General features: G+C 69.8%; 13 protein-coding genes. 3 read left to right on the forward strand and 10 right to left on the reverse strand.

The features are described 5' to 3' along the window. Nucleotides 1–23: 23 nt before the first annotated feature. Genes rnc through D7W81_RS30530 form a run of 4 tightly spaced genes read right to left on the reverse strand, consistent with a single transcriptional unit; the run spans nucleotide 24 to nucleotide 4,392 of the window. Nucleotides 24–797, reverse strand: a complete 774-nt coding sequence (gene rnc / locus D7W81_RS30515; RefSeq protein WP_208721513.1) for a ribonuclease III — start codon at nucleotides 795–797, stop codon at nucleotides 24–26. 14 nt (nucleotides 798–811) lie between these two features. Next, the gene (locus D7W81_RS30520; protein WP_208721509.1) at nucleotides 812–1,675 is read right to left on the reverse strand and encodes a hypothetical protein; all 864 of its coding nucleotides are present in this window, start codon (nucleotides 1,673–1,675) and stop codon (nucleotides 812–814) included. Next, nucleotides 1,675–2,820, reverse strand: a complete 1,146-nt coding sequence (locus tag D7W81_RS30525) for an acyl-CoA dehydrogenase family protein (RefSeq protein ID WP_120558926.1) — start codon at nucleotides 2,818–2,820, stop codon at nucleotides 1,675–1,677. Before D7W81_RS30525 ends, D7W81_RS30520 begins: the two co-directional genes overlap by 1 nt. Nucleotides 2,821–2,862: 42 nt before the next feature. After that, nucleotides 2,863–4,392 carry an acyl-CoA carboxylase subunit beta gene (locus D7W81_RS30530; RefSeq protein ID WP_120558927.1) on the reverse strand — a complete coding sequence of 510 codons (1,530 nt, stop codon included), beginning with the start codon at nucleotides 4,390–4,392 and terminating at the stop codon, nucleotides 2,863–2,865. Between the two features lie 216 nt (nucleotides 4,393–4,608). Between D7W81_RS30530 and D7W81_RS30535 the strand changes: the two genes are divergently transcribed. Next, nucleotides 4,609–4,989 (forward strand): YtxH domain-containing protein, encoded by a 381-nt coding sequence (locus D7W81_RS30535; protein ID WP_120558928.1) that lies wholly within the window; start codon nucleotides 4,609–4,611, stop codon nucleotides 4,987–4,989. Nucleotides 4,990–5,070: 81 nt separating this feature from the next. On the opposite strand, the gene D7W81_RS30540 is transcribed toward D7W81_RS30535, so the two are convergent. Beyond that, nucleotides 5,071–5,847: an enoyl-CoA hydratase-related protein gene (locus tag D7W81_RS30540; RefSeq protein ID WP_120558929.1), complete on the reverse strand. Its 777-nt coding sequence runs from the start codon at nucleotides 5,845–5,847 to the stop codon at nucleotides 5,071–5,073. Nucleotides 5,848–5,951: 104 nt separating this feature from the next. Between D7W81_RS30540 and D7W81_RS30545 the strand changes: the two genes are divergently transcribed. Further along, on the forward strand, nucleotides 5,952–7,928 hold the full coding sequence (locus tag D7W81_RS30545; RefSeq protein WP_120558930.1) for a TIM44-like domain-containing protein: 1,977 nt from the start codon (nucleotides 5,952–5,954) through the stop codon (nucleotides 7,926–7,928). A gap of 24 nt (nucleotides 7,929–7,952) precedes the next feature. On the opposite strand, the gene D7W81_RS30550 is transcribed toward D7W81_RS30545, so the two are convergent. The 5 genes from D7W81_RS30550 to D7W81_RS30570 all read right to left on the reverse strand — a co-directional run bounded on the left by D7W81_RS30550 (nucleotide 7,953) and on the right by D7W81_RS30570 (nucleotide 14,465). Next, nucleotides 7,953–8,927: a hydroxymethylglutaryl-CoA lyase gene (locus D7W81_RS30550; protein WP_120558931.1), complete on the reverse strand. Its 975-nt coding sequence runs from the start codon at nucleotides 8,925–8,927 to the stop codon at nucleotides 7,953–7,955. Between the two features lie 19 nt (nucleotides 8,928–8,946). Then, entirely contained in the window at nucleotides 8,947–9,669 is a 723-nt protein-coding gene (locus tag D7W81_RS30555; protein ID WP_120558932.1) for a class I SAM-dependent methyltransferase, read from the reverse strand. Nucleotides 9,670–9,692: 23 nt separating this feature from the next. Continuing rightward, the gene (locus D7W81_RS30560) at nucleotides 9,693–10,892 is read right to left on the reverse strand and encodes an aminotransferase class I/II-fold pyridoxal phosphate-dependent enzyme (protein WP_120558933.1); all 1,200 of its coding nucleotides are present in this window, start codon (nucleotides 10,890–10,892) and stop codon (nucleotides 9,693–9,695) included. 64 nt (nucleotides 10,893–10,956) lie between these two features. Continuing rightward, nucleotides 10,957–11,937 (reverse strand): phosphatase PAP2 family protein, encoded by a 981-nt coding sequence (locus D7W81_RS30565; protein WP_208721511.1) that lies wholly within the window; start codon nucleotides 11,935–11,937, stop codon nucleotides 10,957–10,959. Further along, complete coding sequence (locus tag D7W81_RS30570) at nucleotides 11,937–14,465, reverse strand: efflux RND transporter permease subunit (RefSeq protein ID WP_438503384.1); 2,529 nt, start codon at nucleotides 14,463–14,465, stop codon at nucleotides 11,937–11,939. Before D7W81_RS30570 ends, D7W81_RS30565 begins: the two co-directional genes overlap by 1 nt. A 382-nt stretch (nucleotides 14,466–14,847) precedes the next feature. Here D7W81_RS30570 and D7W81_RS30575 point away from each other — a divergent pair, with 382 nt between their 5' ends. Beyond that, nucleotides 14,848–16,404: an aminotransferase class I/II-fold pyridoxal phosphate-dependent enzyme gene (locus D7W81_RS30575; protein ID WP_120558935.1), complete on the forward strand. Its 1,557-nt coding sequence runs from the start codon at nucleotides 14,848–14,850 to the stop codon at nucleotides 16,402–16,404. Nucleotides 16,405–16,458 lie beyond the last annotated feature (54 nt).

Raw genomic sequence — 16,458 nt, forward strand, 5'->3', positions numbered from 1 at the left:
CCCCCCTCCCCCTCCAAGGGCTTTCACGCCGGAGGGTCCTCCGGTGAGGGACCTCCCGGGACGGGCGCCACGACAGCCGGGGATGCCAGGGAAGCCTCTTCCGCCTTCAGGCGCTCCAGCGTGGTGCGCGCGGCTGCCTGCTCGGCCTCCTTCTTGTTCCGGCCGTTGGCCCGGGCGTACACGGCCTCCCCGATGCACACCTCCACCTCGAACACCTTGGAGTGCTCCGGGCCCGACTCCGCCACCACCCGGTAGCGCGGCGACAGCTTGAGCCGTTCGTGGGACAGCTCCTGGAGGAGCGTCTTGTAGTCCAGGCGGCCGGCGCCGGAGGCCACCTCCTCCACCAGCTCCCCGAAGATGCGGTCCACCAGCGCCAGCGCGGGCTCCAGGCCGCCGCTCAGGTAGACGGCCCCCAGCACCGCCTCCAGCGCGTCCGCGAGCAGCGAGTTCTTGTCGCGCCCGCCGGACTGGGACTCGCCCCGGCCCAGGAGCAGCAGCTCGCCCAGGCGCAGGCTCCGGGCCACGCGGGCCAGCCCCTCCTCGTGGACGATGCGAGCGCGCATCTTGGTGAGCTCGCCCTCGGGGACGCCGGGGCAGCGGTCCATCAGCCGGTGACTCACGGCCAGGTCCACCACGGCGTCGCCCAGGAACTCCAGGCGCTGGTTGTCCTTGAGGTTCTGGTCGCGGTTCTCGTTGACGTACGTCTTGTGCGTCAGCGCTTCCAAGGCCAGGTCGCGCTTGGAGAACTGCACGCCCAGCCGTGTCTCCAGGGCCTGTACCCGCTCCACCAGGGTCATCTTCTCCACGCGGCTCACTCCTGGGGCGCGTCCGGGCCCACGAGGCGCACGGCCTCGGGAGCGACCTTCAACAGGTCCGCCACCATCCGCACCACGCCGGGGAACTCATCCAGTTCGAAGCGGCCCGCCCACACCTTGCCCTGGGTGCCCGCCAGCAGCCCCCGGAAGGTGCGCCCGGCGATGCGCGCGGCGGCGAAGCGGTAGGCCTTGCCCTCCACCTGCAGCTGCGCCAGCAACTCCAGGCTGCTGCGCGGCGGCACCAGCGCCTGCGGACCGAACTTCTCCACCACCTCCACGAAGCGCACCGGCTCCGCGCCGGAGGCCGCCTGTGGCGCGCGGGCCACCGGCTCGCCGAGCAGCGCGGACAGGTAGCCCGTCAGCGCGGCCTTCTCACGGAACTCCGACAGCTCGATGACGTGCCCCGCGGCGGTGGCCAGCTCCTCCCCGCCCCGGATGGCCTGCGCGATGCGGAAGTTGCCCTGCCGGTCCGACACCAGCTTCACCGCGAGCTGGCCCTCCTGCACGTTCGTGGACAGCTCCAGGGACTGCGGATCCACGTCCGCGGGCAGGCCCAACAGCTGCAGTTCCTCCGAGCGGCGCTGCAGGTGGAAGACGTGGTCGCTGAAGGTGTCCAGCAAGAGCGCCTGCATCTCCTCCGCCGCGTCGATGGCGGACAGCAGGATGGGCGTCATGCCCACCACCGCCGGCGGCGCGATGGGGATGAGCCGGTCACCCATCACCTGGAAGGTGATGTCGGTGATGAAGTCCTTGGTGATGGGGTTCACCAGGGACGCGGCCTCCAGGTCCAGCACCACTTCGACGCCGGACGGCTCCTCACGGACCTGGAGCCCCAGCTCACGCAGCCGAGCGGTATCCATCAGGCCCCTTTGAAGGTCTCGCGGGCGATGATGGTGCGCTGGATCTCGCTCGTGCCTTCGCCAATCTCACAGAGCTTGGCGTCACGCAGGTAGCGCTCCACCGGGAACTCGCGCGTGTAGCCGTAGCCGCCGTGGATCTGCACGGCCTTGTTGCACCCGCGCATGGCCGCCTCCGACGCGAAGAGCTTCGCCATGGAGGCCTCCTCCGAGTACGGCTGCCCCGCGTCCGCGAGCCGCGCCGCGCGGTGCACCAGCAGGCGCGCCGCCTCCAGCTCCGTCTTCATGTCCGCCATCATCCAGCGCAGGCCCTGGAACTCGCCAATGGGCTGGCCGAACGCGGTGCGGTCCTTGGAGTACGCCACCGACTCCTCCAGCGCCCCGCGAAGCAGGCCCACCGACAGCGCGCCGATGGTGATGCGGCCCTTGTCGAGGATCTTCAGCGTGTCGATGAAGCCCCGGTCGACCTCGCCCACGATGGCGTCGTCACCGACCTCCACGTTCTCCAGGATGAGCTCGGCGGTGTCCGACGAGCGCATGCCCAGCTTCCCGTGAATGGAGCGCTGACTGAAGCCGGGGAGGCCCTTCTCCAGCACGAAGGCGGTGATGCCCTTCTGGCGCTTCTCCGGCGACGTGAGCGCCAGCACCACGAACACGTCACCCACCGTGCCCTGGGTGATGAACATCTTCGCGCCGTTGAGCACCCACTTGCCGCCCTTCTTCACGGCGGTGGTGCGCATGCCGGACGCGTCCGAACCGGATCCCGGCTCGGTGAGGCCCCACGCGCCCAGCCACTCACCGGAGGCGAGCTTGGGCAGGTAGCGCTGGTGCTGCGCCTTGTTGCCGAAGACGCGCACGTGGCTCGTCCCCAGGCCGTTGTGGCTGGCCACCGTGAGCGCGAGCGACCCGTCGTAGCGGGCGATCTCCTCCACGGCCACCGCCACGGCGAGCGAGTCCATGGCCGCTCCGCCGTACTCCTCGGAGACGAGCATGCCCAGCACGCCCAGCTGGCCCAGCTCCTTCACGACCTCCATGGGGAACTTCTCGTCCTTGTCCCATTCCCGCGCGTACGGCTTCACGCGGCGTTCGCAGAATTCACGGAGGGAGGCCTGGAGGGCGCGGTGGCTTTCAGGAAGTTCGAAGTCCATGGTCGGGTGCGGAATCTAGCGTGGATGACTGGTGGGGGAACTTCAGACGGGGTGGACGCCGTGCTTCTTTTCCGCACGGGGCTGGAACCGGTCCGCATAAAGCGAATAACGCTGCAGCAATTCCCCGCGCAGTGAATCGCCGGGCACCACCGCGTCGATGATGAGCTCGCTGGCCAGCTTGAAGATGTCCACGTCCTGCTTGTACTCGTCGCGCAGCTTCTGGACGAAGGCTGGCCGCTCGGCCTCCGGCAGCTCTTGGATCTTGTTGAAGTAGACGGCGTTCACCGCCGCCTCCGGCCCCATCACGGCGATCATCGCCTGGGGCAGCGCCAGCGTGGCCTCCGGGGCGAATCCAGGGCCGCTCATGGCGTAGAGGCCGGCGCCATACGCCTTGCGCACCACCACGCAGATGCGCGGCACGCTGGCCTCCGACACCGCGGAGATCATCTTCGCGCCCGCGCGGATGATGCCCGCGCGCTCCACCTTGGTGCCGATCATGAAGCCCGGCACGTCCGACAGGTACAGCAGCGGGATGTTGAACGCGTCACACAGCCAGATGAACCGGGCCGCCTTGTCCGCGCTGTCCACGAAGAGCACGCCGCCCTTGTACTTGGGCTGGTTCGCGACGATGCCCACCGGACGGCCGCCAATGCGCGCCAGGCCGGTGATCAGCTCCTGGGCGAAGAGCTTCTTCACCTCGAACCAGCTGCCCTCGTCGATGAGCTCCGTGATGAGGGCGTGCATGTCGAACGGCTTGTTCTGATCCGGCGGGACGATCTCATCCACGCGCTTGCCGCTGTGCTTGGGCGCCTTCAACTCCACCTGCGGCGGGGCCTTGGAGAAGTTCTCCGGGAAGAAGGACAGGTACCGCTTCGCGGCGGCGATGGCCTCCTGCTCCGTCTTCACCAGCACGTCGCCCACGCCAGACACGGAGCAGTGCATCTTCGCGCCGCCCATCTCCTCCAGCGTGACCTTCTCCCCGATGACCATCTCCGCCATGCGGGGGCTGCCCAGGTACATGGAGGCGTTGCCCTCCACCATGATGACCAGGTCGCAGAACGCGGGGATGTACGCGCCGCCCGCGGCGGACGGGCCGAAGAGCAGGCAGATCTGCGGGACGAAGCCCGACAGGTGGACCTCGTTGTAGAAGATGCGGCCCGCGCCCCGGCGGCCGGGGAACATCTCCACCTGGTCCGTGATGCGCGCGCCCGCGCTGTCCACCAGGTACATGAGGGGGCAGCGCTGCGCCCTCGCCGTCTCCTGGATGCGGAGGATCTTCTCCACCGTGCGCGCGCCCCAGCTGCCCGCCTTCACCGTGGAGTCGTTGGCCATGATGGCCACCGCGCGGCCGTCGATGCGCGCCATGCCGGTGATGACGCCGTCGGAGGGCAGCTCCGCGTCCAGGTTGTTGGCGAGCTTTCCGTCCTCCACGAAGGAGTCCGCATCCACGAGCAGGCGGATGCGCTCGCGCGCGAAGAGCTTGCCCGTCTCCGCGTTCTTCGCGTGGTACTTGGGCGCGCCGCCCTTCTCCACCTGGGCGACCTTCTCGAGCAGTTTCTGATCTGAGGACATGGCCGCCGTCCCATACCAAGAAACCCCTGGCCTGGCTGCCTTCTTGCCAGCCGAACCACCAGCCGTGCCGTCCAACGGACGACGCATGGGCCTCCGCCGCGACGCGCCGGGGGATGGCGCCTGGGGCTTCCCTGCCTACCTTGATGTCGCACGGGGGGTGTGCACCCAGGCGGGCCACACTCGCCCCGTCAATGGCATCCGGCCCAGGAGGGACCCATGTTCAGAGCGAAGAAGGCGACGTGGCAGGCGAAGGCTTTGGCCAAGAGCAAGCTGTACCGTCAGTTCCTGGCGCACCAGCTGCTCGACCAGCTCCCCGAGTACGCGGACAAGGCGGGCAAGGTCGCCCGCAAGTCGTGGGACAACTTCGAGCCGGACGACGCGCTGCGGTATGTGGGATTGACGACGTACAAGCCGGCGCGCTCGGGCATGGGCGGCCTGGGGGCGTTCCTGCTGGGCGCCGCCGCGGGCAGCATCGTGGCCCTGCTGATGGCCCCGAGCCGCGGCACGGAGCTGCGCACCACCGTCAAGGACAAGGCGATGGGCTACATCAACAAGCAGGGCGTGAACATCGGCGGGGAGAAGACCGCGAGCGCCTGAAGTTGATGTGAGTGACGCAAGCAGGGGCAGCACGGTCCGCGGGCAACCGCGGGCCTGCCGCCCCTGTCGCTTTCGAAGGGCCTAGCGGCCTTTATAGACAGGGGGACGCTTCTCCGCGAAGGCGCGGAGCCCTTCCAGCCGGTCCTCCGTCTTGAGCACCTCTTCGTACTTCTTGAGCTCCAGCGCCAGCGCGTCGTCCAGCTCCAGGCCGGTGCCCTCGTCGATGGCGTGCTTCGCGGTGGCCACGGCCACGGGGGCGTTCTCCACGACGGCCTCCGCGAGCTGGAAGGCGACCTCCAGCAGGTGCCCTTCCGGGGCCAGCCGGTTCACCAGGCCGATGCTGAAGGCCTCCGCCGCGTTCACGCGCCGGGCGGTGAGGATGAGGTCCTTGGCGCGCCCGGGGCCAATGAGCCGGGAGAGCCGCTGGGTGCCGCCGCCGCCGGGGATGATGCCCAGCTTCACCTCCGTGAGGCCCATCTCCGTGGCGGGCGAGGCCACGCGCAGGTCGCACGCCAGGGCCAGCTCCGTGCCACCGCCGAAGGCCGCGCCGTTGATGGCGGCGATGAAGACGCAGTCGCTCTTCTCGATGGCGCGCAGGGTGACGCGCAGGCCGTTGAGGAAGGAGCGGACCTCGTCCTCCGACATGGTGGTGCGTTCCTTGAGGTCGGCGCCCGCGCAGAAGGCCTTGTCCCCCGCGCCGGTGAGGATGACGGCGCGCACGGCCCGGCCGGAGGACACGCGGGCCACCAGCGCGTCCAGCTCCTGGTGCATCGCGCGGCTGATGGCGTTGCGGCGGCTCTCCCCGTCGATGGTCCAGATCTCGATGGCCCCGCGCGCGTCGACCTTGAACTCCGGCATCTTCGCTCCCCGTGACGGACCGCCCCGGGCGGCCCGCGTGAATGGCGCGCAGCCTGAAACCTGTTCCCCAGTCTGGCAAGCCGTAAACGGATAGGATTTCGCCCATGCCTTCGTGCTCAACAACGAACCGCCGGTGGCGGTGGCTGCCGGGACTGCTCACCGTCTCCACCCTGCTTCTGCTCGCCCTTCCGCTCGTGGCCCTGGCGCGCGGCGGCGGCGGCGAGCACTACACGTCCAGCCGCGACCGCGGTGGAGGCGGCGGTGGCGGTGACGGCCTGCCCCTCTGGCTGCTCTTCGACCTCATCCGGATCCTCTTCCTGTACCCGAAGGTGACCATTCCGCTGCTCATCATCGGCGGTGGGCTCTACTGGCTCTACAAGCGCAACCTGCACCCGGACGCCACCACCCGGCGCGCGTTGGATCAGCGCGAGGCGGAGGTGCGCACGGAGGTGTCCGGCCGTGACGTGCAGGGCTGGGTGAACGCGCTGAAGCTCAAGGACCCGTCCTTCGAATTGGAGCCCACGCTGGAGAAGGTGCGCTGGCTCTTCATCGAGCTGCAGAAGTCATGGTTCCGGCGGGACATGACGCCGGTGCGCCCCTTCCTGTCGGACGCGACGTGGCAGCGCTTCAACGTGCAGCTGGGGCTGATGCAGGCGCAGGGCGTGCGCGACGCGCTCGCGGACATGAAGGTGCTGGACGTGCAGCTCATCGGCCTGCACCAGACCCAGTGGTACGACAGCATCCACGTGCGCGTGCGCGCCAGCATCCGCGACACGGACGTGCCCGCGAACCAGACGGACGCGCAGGCCATGGCCGCCGCCAGCAAGGTGGCCCCGGAGGTGTTCACGGAGGTGTGGACCTTCGTGCGCAAGCCCGGCGCGCAGACGCGCATCGGCGAGGACCTGTTCCAGGGCAAGTGCCCCAACTGCGGCGCGCCCTACAAGGGCGGCGCGTCCAACACCTGCGAGTTCTGCAACGCGGTGGTGAACTCCGGCAACTACGACTGGACGCTCTCTGAAATCACCCAGGGCGTGGAGCACGTGCGCCACCACAAGCAGGTGGACGGGCTGATGCAGGCGCGCGAGGTGGACCCCGCGCTCAACCTGGAGATGCTGGAGGACCGCGCGTCGCTCTTGTTCTGGAAGTGGATCGACGCGCAGAGCCGCAACGAGACGCAGCGCCTGTCCAAGGTCGCCAACGCGGACGCGCTCACGAAGCTGGACGCGGAGCTGGGCCAGCTGGCGAAGCAGGGCCGGCGGCGCGTCTTCCTGGAGTGCGCGGTGGGCGCGGTGGACGTGCGCGCGCTGGAGGTGCACCCGGAGTCCTTCGACGAGGCGCAGGTGGAGATCCGCTGGAGCGCCCGCATGGGCATTGGCCCCGCGAACGAGAAGCCGCCGAGCCTGCCCACGGTGCCCCAGCGCTGGGTCTTCACGCTGCTGCGACGCCACGGCGCGAAGACGAACACGGACACCGGTATGTCCACGGACCGCTGCCCGCAGTGCAACGCGCCCACCACCAACAGCGCGGCCAACACCTGCGAGTTCTGCGGCACGGTGCTGGGCAACGGCGAGCGCGACTGGGTGCTCGCGTCCGCCCTCCCCTTCGAGTCCTGGAACGTGCACCACGCGCAGCAGACGTCCCGGAACGCGGCCCGCTACCAGGAGGCACGCCGGGCCGAGCGCGGCACCGTCCCGCCCCCGCCCATGGACACCGGCGGCCATGGGGATGGAGACCGGGTGGTCACGGACGTGAAGGAGCGCGAACGGCTGCTCTACATGATGGCGTCCATCGCCGCCGCCGACGGTGAGGTCTCCTCCGCCGAGCGCCGCCTGCTCAAGCTGTGCGCGGAGCGCTGGAGCGTGTCGTGGCCCAACGTGGAGATGGCCCTCAACGCGGGGCCCCAGCTCTTCGAGCGCCTGGTGCCGCGCGGCAGCCCGGAGGCGGAGGTGTTCCTGCGCCACATCGTGGAGATGGCCCTGGTGGACGGCCGCATCGACCGCAAGGAGCGGCGCATGCTGCAGATCGCCGCCCAGCACCTGGGCCTGGAGGAGCGGCTTCCGGCGCTGATCGGGGACCACTGATTCGGGGTCCCCGTCAGGGGCTGCTCAGGTCTGCGCGCGGCGGGAGGCCTTCTTGTCCCGCTCGCCGAGCGCGGCCTGGAGGTACTTGCCCGCGAGCTTCCGGCCGATGAGCTCCTGGGCGATCTCCCCGGCCTCGACCAGCTTGTCCAGGTCGATGCCGGTGTCCACGCCCATGCCGTGCAGCATGAACACCGCGTCCTCGGAGGCCAGGTTGCCCGCGGCGCCCGGCGCGTAGGGGCAGCCACCCAGGCCGCCGATGCTCGCGTCGAACGTGGTGACGCCCGCGGACAGGCCCACGAGCGCGTTGGCCAGCGCGGTGCCTCGCGTGTCGTGCAGGTGCAGCGCCAGCGTGTCCACCGGCATGTGCTGGAGCAGCGCGGAGAGGATTTCCTCGGTCTGCCGGGGCGTGCCCACGCCAATCGTGTCGCCCAGGCTCAGCTGGTAGATGCCCGCGTCCACCAGCTGCCGGCAGATGTCCACCACGCGCTCCACCGGGACGTGGCCCTCGTAGGGGCAGCCCCACACGGTGGACAGGTAGCCCCGCACGCGCATGCCGGCCTTGCGGGCGGCGGCGGTGACTTCCTTCGCGCCGGCCAGGGCCTCCGCGATGGTCTTGTTGATGTTCTTCTTGGAGTGGGCCTCCGACGCGGAGATGAACACCGCGGCCTCCTCCAGGCCCGCCGCCTGCGCGCGCTCCAGGCCCTTCAAGTTGGGCACCAGCGCGGAGAAGACGACCCCCGGGCGGCGGCCCACCAGCTTGAACAGCTCCTCCGCGTCCGCGAGCTGGGGGATCCACTTGGGTGACACGAACGACGTCACCTCGATGCGCTTCTCCCCCGCGGCGACCAGGGCGTTGATCAGCCTCGCCTTGTCGCGGGTGGGCAGCGTGCGGAGTTCGTTCTGAAGGCCGTCGCGGGGGCCGACCTCGTACACGTCGACCCGGCGGGGCAGTTGCCCCAGCAGGCCGACCCGCGTTCGCGATGTCTCTTTCGGATCCACTGGAGGTGTCCCGGGCCGGTCAACCGCGTCCGGCTCCCACGATGAGGTCGGTCGATTCGGGTGTCATCGGCCCGGAATCCAGGCCGCCGTGCACCCACTCCACCGAAAAGCCCGTGCTTTCCAACAGCCGTTTCAGTTCCGCAAGAGGATAGTAACGAAGCGTGTACGCCGCTCGCAGGACACGACCGTCCGGCAAGGTGAGCTGACGCTGCCCGGCATCGCGGCCACGCGTCGCGTCGAAGCGGCTCTCCTCCTCCAGGAGACTCCCATCCGGTAACCGCTCGCGGAACGACGCGCCCGGACTTCCGGCCAGCCGCTCGTAGGGAACCGTCTGGAACACCAACCGTCCGCCGGGCCGCAGCGCCCGCGCCACCTCGCGCAAGACCTGGACGTGCTCCGTGTCGGAGAAGGCGAAGAGTGTCGAATACCAGGCGTAGGCGCCCCCCAGGGACGCGTCCTGGAAGGGCAGCGCCCGCAGGTCGCCCCGCACCACGGGGAAGCCGGGGCGGCGCAGGCGCAGGGACAGCGGATCCAGCTCCAGGCCCACCACCCGCCCGGCGAGCGCGCCCTCCGTGTTGAGCCGCGCCGCGTGCCGGCCATGGCCGCAGCCCAGGTCCACCACCGGCCCCTCCACGTCCGCGAACGCCCGGGACAGGTACTCGACTTCCCGGCCCGTCACCGCCTCGGAGAGGTACGGCAGCGTGCTGCGCAGGTACAGCTCTCCGAAGAAGTCGTCGCCCACGGCCGTGCGCGCCCTGGCCAGCGTCAGCGCTTCAGGGCGGGCAGCTTCTCACGCAGGCGGCGCGCGGCTTCATCCAGCACGCCGTCCGACTTGCAGAAGGCGAAGCGCGCGAAGCGCTGCCCCAGGTGCCGGTGCTCCGGGCCGTAGAAGACGCTGGGCGGGATGCCCGCCACGCCCACCTCCGTCACCAGGTGCCGGCAGAAGGCCACGTCGTCCGCGAAGCCGTAGCCGGTGACGTCCGCGAGGATGAAGTAGCTGCCCTCCGGCGAGAACGCCTGGAGCCCCGCCGCGCGCAGGCCCGCGAGCAGCCGCTCCCGCTTGGCGGTGTAGAGCGCCGTCAGCTCCTGGAAGTAGCTGTCCGGCAGCCGCATCGCCACGGCCATGGCGGCCTGGAACGGCGACGCGGTGGCGAAGGTGACGAACTGGTGCGCGCGCTGCACCGCGTCCCGCAGCGGCGGCGGCGCGATGATCCAGCCGATCTTCCACCCCGTGAGGCTGAAGGACTTGCCCGCGCTGCTCACCGTCACCGTGCGGTCCGCGAGCACCGGCACCGTGGCGGCGCGGAGGTGCTTCGCGGGGGCGAAGACGATGTGCTCGTAGACCTCATCCGCCAGCACCTTCACGTCGTGCTCGGCGCAGAGGTTGCCCAGGAACTCCAGCTCCTCGCGCGTGAAGACCTTGCCCGTGGGGTTGTGCGGCGAGTTGAGGATCAGCAGCCGCGTGCGCGGGCTGAACGCGGCGCGGACTTCGTCCCGGTCGAACCACCACGTCGTGTGCTCCGCGTCCGGCGGGCGCAGCGGCACATAGCGCGGCGTGGCGCCCACGAAGGCGATGTTGGCGTCGTACGAGTCGTAGAACGGCTCGAAGGCCACCACCTCGTCGCCCGGGTCCACCAGCCCCAGGATGACGTCGAGGATGGCCTCCGTCGCGCCGCTCGTGACGGTGACCATGGTGTCCGGATCCACGGCGTGGTTGTAGAAGCGCTGCGCGTGCTCGGCGATCGCGACACGCAGGTCACGGGCACCCACGCCCGGGGCGTACTGGTTGACGCCGCCCTGGATGGCCTTCCACGCGGCCTCCTTGATGGCGTCCGGCCCGTCGAAGTCCGGGAAGCCCTGCCCCAGGTTCACGGCCTGGTGCTTCAGGGCCAGCGCGCTGAACTCGGAGAAGACGGTGGTGCCGAAGCGGGAGACGCGCTGCGCGAGCACGGGCCGGGGGGACATGGGTCAGGCCTCTAAAAGGCCAGCGCACGTCCTCCCGGAAACCCCGGGGCGACCGGCTGGCGGTTCAGGGCCGGACGATAGCGTCCACGGGCACGGAACGCGCGCCCTGTTCCACCGCGCGCTGCCGGGCGGCCCGGGACAGCGCCAGCGCCAGCCCCGTCACCACCATCACCAGGGGCACCGCGCACACCAGGTCGATGGCGTAGTGGAACCGCCCCGCCAGCGTCGCGAAGATGAGCCCCATGCCCGGGAAGAGCATCACCCAGAAGAACCGCCGGGCGAACCGGAACGCGTAGAAGAGCACCACCAGCATCACCCCGGTGTGCCCGGACGGGAAGCAGTCCCGGGTGTACGCCGGCGTGCGCATCATCGACTCCAGGAGCGGCGTGAGGATCCACCCCTGGGTGGCCGGCCCGTCAAAAGCGCCGATGAGGAAGTAGCGAGGCCCCACCGCGGGCACCAGCGAGTACGCCGCGTAGTTGAAGGCCAGGAGCAGCCCCAGCCCCAGCAGGTACTCATCGAAGCCCGGCGTGGCCCCCCTGCCCCGGGCATACAGGTAGACGCCCAGCAGCAGCGGCCAGATGAAGTGGCCGTAGTAGCAGAGCATCAGGACGTCGTTGGCCCAGGGCGGCACCACGTGCGACAGCGCCACCGCGGTCTGGAAGCCGAACAGCTTCTGATCCACCGCGACGAGCTGGGCGTCCTTCAGCAGCGGGTTCACCCAATCCACGATGGGGCCCAGCCACCCGTGCGCCAGCGCGGACACCGGCAGCAGCCAGAAGTCCCCCACGACGGCGAGCAGCGGCTGGCGCGGGAAGCGGGCCTCCAGCATGCGCACGGCCGGCAGGCCCAGTGCGAAGAACCCGAACAGGAGCGCGTTGCGCCCCGAGTGCGGCGCCCACCAGGCCGGGCCCAGGCACATCAGGCCGGCCACCGTGCAGGCCGCCATCAGGACCAGGTCCACCTGCCGGAAGCGCACGAGCGCTTCGTCCGACGACGCCACGGCGGGCCGCACACGGCCTTCGCTGAATGACCAGATGCTCATCACGCCGATTTGCGCTCCCCCGGCGACTCGACCGGCAGCTCGCCGGCCCCCCCGAGATTGAGGCTCCGCACCACCGCGCCCGCCTCCGGCGCCACCGCGGACCGCCGCCCCTTCCACCGCTCCAACAGCGCCAGCATGGCCGGAAAGAACACCGTCGTTCCCAGGAAGGTGCTCACGACCCCTAGTAGGGCAATCTGTCCGATGCTGCGCAAGCCCTGGTGGTTCGCCACGAGGAGCGCTCCGTAGCCCGCCGCGTTGGACAGGGTGGCCACCACCGCCGCGAAGCCGGTGTTGCGCACGACCCGGCCCAGCGACCCGGGGCCCTCCTCCTCGTACCGGTGGAACAGGTGCACCGAGTTGTCCACCGCGATGGCCAGCAGGTTGGGCAGCACCACCGCGTTGATGAAGTTGAGCTGGACGTCGAAGAGGTACATGCCGCCCGCCAGGCACGTCATGCCCAGGAACAGCGGGCCCGCCACCAGCAGCGCGCGCTTGAAGCTGCGCAGGCTGGCCAGGATGACCAGGAACACCACCGTGGCCGCGGACCAGAGGATGAACGGCCCGTCCCCGCGCACCAGCGAGAAGATGCGCGCGGCGATGCGGTTGCTGTCCAGCACCGCCAGGTCGATGCCCTTCGCCCTCGCGCCGACCACCACCTCATCCAGCTGCGTGGCCCAGCGGTTCAGGTCCTGCGTGTCGTAGTTGGACACCGACGGGAACAGCAGGAGGAACATCCCCTTGCCGTCCAGCGCCTCGAAGCGGCGGCGCGCCTCCACCGGCAGCTGCTCCAGCCCGTAGGGCTTCGCGTCCACCATCGCGCGCAGGTCCTTCACGCGCGAGTCCTCCTGGGCGGACTTCGGCAGCCCGTCCAGCAGCGTCCGGATGCGGCCCATCTCCGCCGCGTGGCCCGCCACGTCGGAAGGCACCAGGTCGCTCAGCGACGCGGTGCGCAGGAACACGGAGTTGGCGCCGTTGTTCGCCTTCACCTGGGCGATGACGGCCTCCACCTCGCGGACCTGCTCCAGCGTGTCCACGGAGAGGATGGCGGGGTTGAGCGGCGCGCCGATCTGCGCCGTGATGTGGTCATCCAGCCGCGACGCCGGGGAGTCGCCCTTCAGGTTGCGCAGGTTGGTCTCGAAGCCCAGCCGGGGCGCGATGCCCACCGAGTACGCCGCGAAGCCCACCACCGACAGCGCCACCGCGACGATGATGCCCGTGGGCCAGCGCCGCCACTCCTTCGCCGGAGCCGGGGCGGAGGCCTGCTCCACGGCGGGCGCGGAGGCCGGGGTACCGGGCCCCGCGTCGCGGCGGTACGGGCGGATGCGCTCCGCGATGGCGAGCAGCGACGGGCCCAGCGCGTACGCGGACAGCACCGCCATCAGCACGCCGATGCCCGCGAGCAGGCCGAACTGCTGGAACGCGTGGAACTGCGCCAGCACCAGCACGAAGAACGCCGCCGCGTTGGTGAAGGCGGACGTGAGCGCCCCGCTGAAGGTGCCGCGCACCGCCGCCGTCAGCGCCTCCTTCACGCCCAGCCGCTCGCGCTCCTCCCAGTAGCGCATGGCCAGGTGGACGCCGTACTCGATGCCCAGGCCGATGAGGATGGCGACGAGGAAGCCCGTCACGATGTTGAGGTGGCCGATGGCGCCCTGCGCGAACGCGAACGTCAGCACCAACCCCACCACCACCGGCACGCCCACCACCGCCAGCGCGGAGATGCGCCGGGTGGCCAGCAGGATGAGGCCGATGGCAATGAGCGCGGACAGCATGCCCGCGTTGGACAGGTCGCGGCGCATCACCGCGTCCTCTTCAATGCGGTTCTGGAAGTTGCCCGTCGCCTCCAGCGTCACGCCCGGGTACTTCTGCGCCGCGAGCGTGCGGCCGGTGTCGAACACCGAGGCCACGAAGTTCCGCGCGAACTCCAGGTCCCCCGCCGTCCCCGACGGCTTGATCATCAGGTAGACCTCGGTGCCCTCCTTGTTCGCCAGCGTCTCCGGCAGCGCCGTGGTGTCCGGGGTGTGCTTCTTCGCGATGGCCTCGAAGGTGGGCGGCGCCTCTTCCGTGCCCAGGTCCACGAAGAGGGGGCTGGCGCGCTCCTTCTCGTAGCGGACGCGGGCCTCCAGGTCCTGCCTCAGGGAGGCGACCTCCGCCGTGGGCAAGAGCAGCAGGCCGTGGCGGCGGAAGAAGGCCACGTCATAGTGGTGCTCGACGTAGCGGACCGTCGGCAGGGCCTCCAGGCGCTTCTGGAACTCCGTGGCGTAGGCCTTGAGGGCTTCCGGGGCAGCGCCCTTCGCCATGATGACGAGGTACCCGTCCCCACCCGCCTTCTCTGACACGCGTGTCAGGTCCCGGACCTCCGGGGCACCCTCCGGGAGGAGCTCCACGAAGGAGCCGCGGAACTCCAGACGCGAGGCGAAGACGCCCGCGGCGGCTGTCACCAGGGCGACAGCGAGCAGCACCTGCCAGGGCCGCGACATCGCTGCCTGGATGAAGCCGTCGAACCACCGCTGTCGTCGTGCTTGGGACACCGTCTGCTCCTCTGATGCTGGCCGGCGAAGCAATAACCCGGCCACGATTCAGGCCCCCGGAACAGACGGCCCCTCCCCACCCATTCCCCATGTGAACCTGTGTGTGCCCTGAGTGATGGAGCATCCAGTGGCGAACAGAGGTCCGGTGGCGCGGCGTGCCACCAATGCGGCATGGCTGTCAAGGCGCGCCCTGACACGGATGCCCCACACAAGGTGCGATGGAACCGTCCCCGCCTTGACAGTGCGGATTTCCCTCTTTATTGACCCCCTCGCGTCGTCGTCCCCCTGGGTGTTCACGCGGCCGGGCAATCCGATCCTGGAACGCGCCCTGCACATGGAAAGCGGCTCGGATCACACCCCCCGACGCGTAAGAAAGACCACCATGAGCGACGTGTTCGATAAGTGCCGTACCTGGAAGGACTACCGCATCGCCAAGGCCACGGGTTTGTACCCGTACTTCCGGGCCATCGAGGCATCGCACGGCGCCACGGAGGTGGAGATCGAGGGTCGCCGGGTCATCATGGTGGGTTCGAACAACTACCTGGGCCTGTCCGCGGATCCGCGCGTGAAGGAAGCGGCCATCAAGGCGACGGAGAAGTTCGGCACCACGTGCTCCGGTTCGCGCCTGCTCAACGGCACGCTCGCGCTGCACGAGGAGCTGGAGGCGCGGCTGGCGAAGTTCCTCAACCGCGAGTCGGCCATCGTCATCTCCACCGGCTTCCAGACGAACCTGGCGCTGGCGTCCATCCTGGGCCGTCACGACATCGTGTTCAGCGACCGCGCGAACCACGCGTCGCTGGTGGACGGCGTGCGCCTGTCGTTCGCGACGGAGCGCAAGTTCCGCCACAACGACATGGAGCACCTGGAGCAGCTGCTGGCCGCGGCGGAGCCGGGCGCCGGGAAGATCATCGTCACGGACGGCGTGTTCTCCATGGAGGGCGACGTCTGCAACCTGCCCCGCATCGTGGAGCTGTCCAAGCAGTACAACGCCCGCGTGATGACGGATGACGCCCACGCCATGGGCGTGCTGGGCGAGCTGGGCCGGGGCACCTCTGAGTACTTCGGCCTGGAGAAGGACGTGGACCTGGTGATGGGCACGTTCTCCAAGAGCTTCGCGTCGCTGGGCGGCGTGCTCGCGGGTCCGTTCGACGTCATCAACTACATCCGCCACAAGGCCCGCTCGGTCATCTTCTCCGCGTCCATGACGCCCGCGTCCATCGCGGCGGCGCTCAAGGCGACGGAGATCATCGAGGCGGAGCCGCAGCGCCGCGCGCGCCTCTTGGACATCGCGGAGAAGATGCACAACGGCTTCCGCGCCATGGGCTTCGACACGGGCGTGTCGGTGACGCCGGTGGTGCCCGTGCACATTGGCGACCAGGTGAAGTGCTTCCGCTTCTGGCGCGCGCTGCACGAGGCGGGCGTGTTCGCCAACCCCGTGATTCCCCCGGCGGTGGAGGCGGGCCACGCGCTCATCCGCACCAGCTACATGGCGACGCACACGGACGCGCAGCTGGATCAGGTGCTGGACACCTTCGAGAAGATCGGCCGCAAGCTCAACGTCATCCCGGAGACGCGCCCCACGGTGTACGAGCCGGTGAAGATCGCCCGGCCGGGCAGCGCGGTGCGCAGCAACAAGGCGAGCGAGACGTGGGCGGCGGGCAGCGCGGGCCTGCTCGCGGACAAGGGCTTCTCCCTGGATCAGCTGTCGCGGATGTCGTCGCGGGAGATGGCCGGGAAGTTCTTCGACGCGGTGGAGCAGCTCACCTGGCGCGCGGCGAACCTGCAGCCGGAGGACCTGCGGCGGCTGGGCGGCGCGCCCAAGAAGCTGTGGGACAAGCGCAGCGAGCTGGGCGGCGTGCTCCTGGAGAAGGGCGCGCAGCTCTTCATGCGCAACGGCAGCGAGGGTTCCGAAGGCGGCAACCCGGCCGAAAGGAACTGAGCCTCCCTCATGGCCCACCCCGCCAAGAACGAAGACGCGTCTTCTTCCCCCTCC

The organism is Corallococcus aberystwythensis (genome assembly GCF_003612165.1).
GTDB lineage: Bacteria > Myxococcota > Myxococcia > Myxococcales > Myxococcaceae > Corallococcus > Corallococcus aberystwythensis.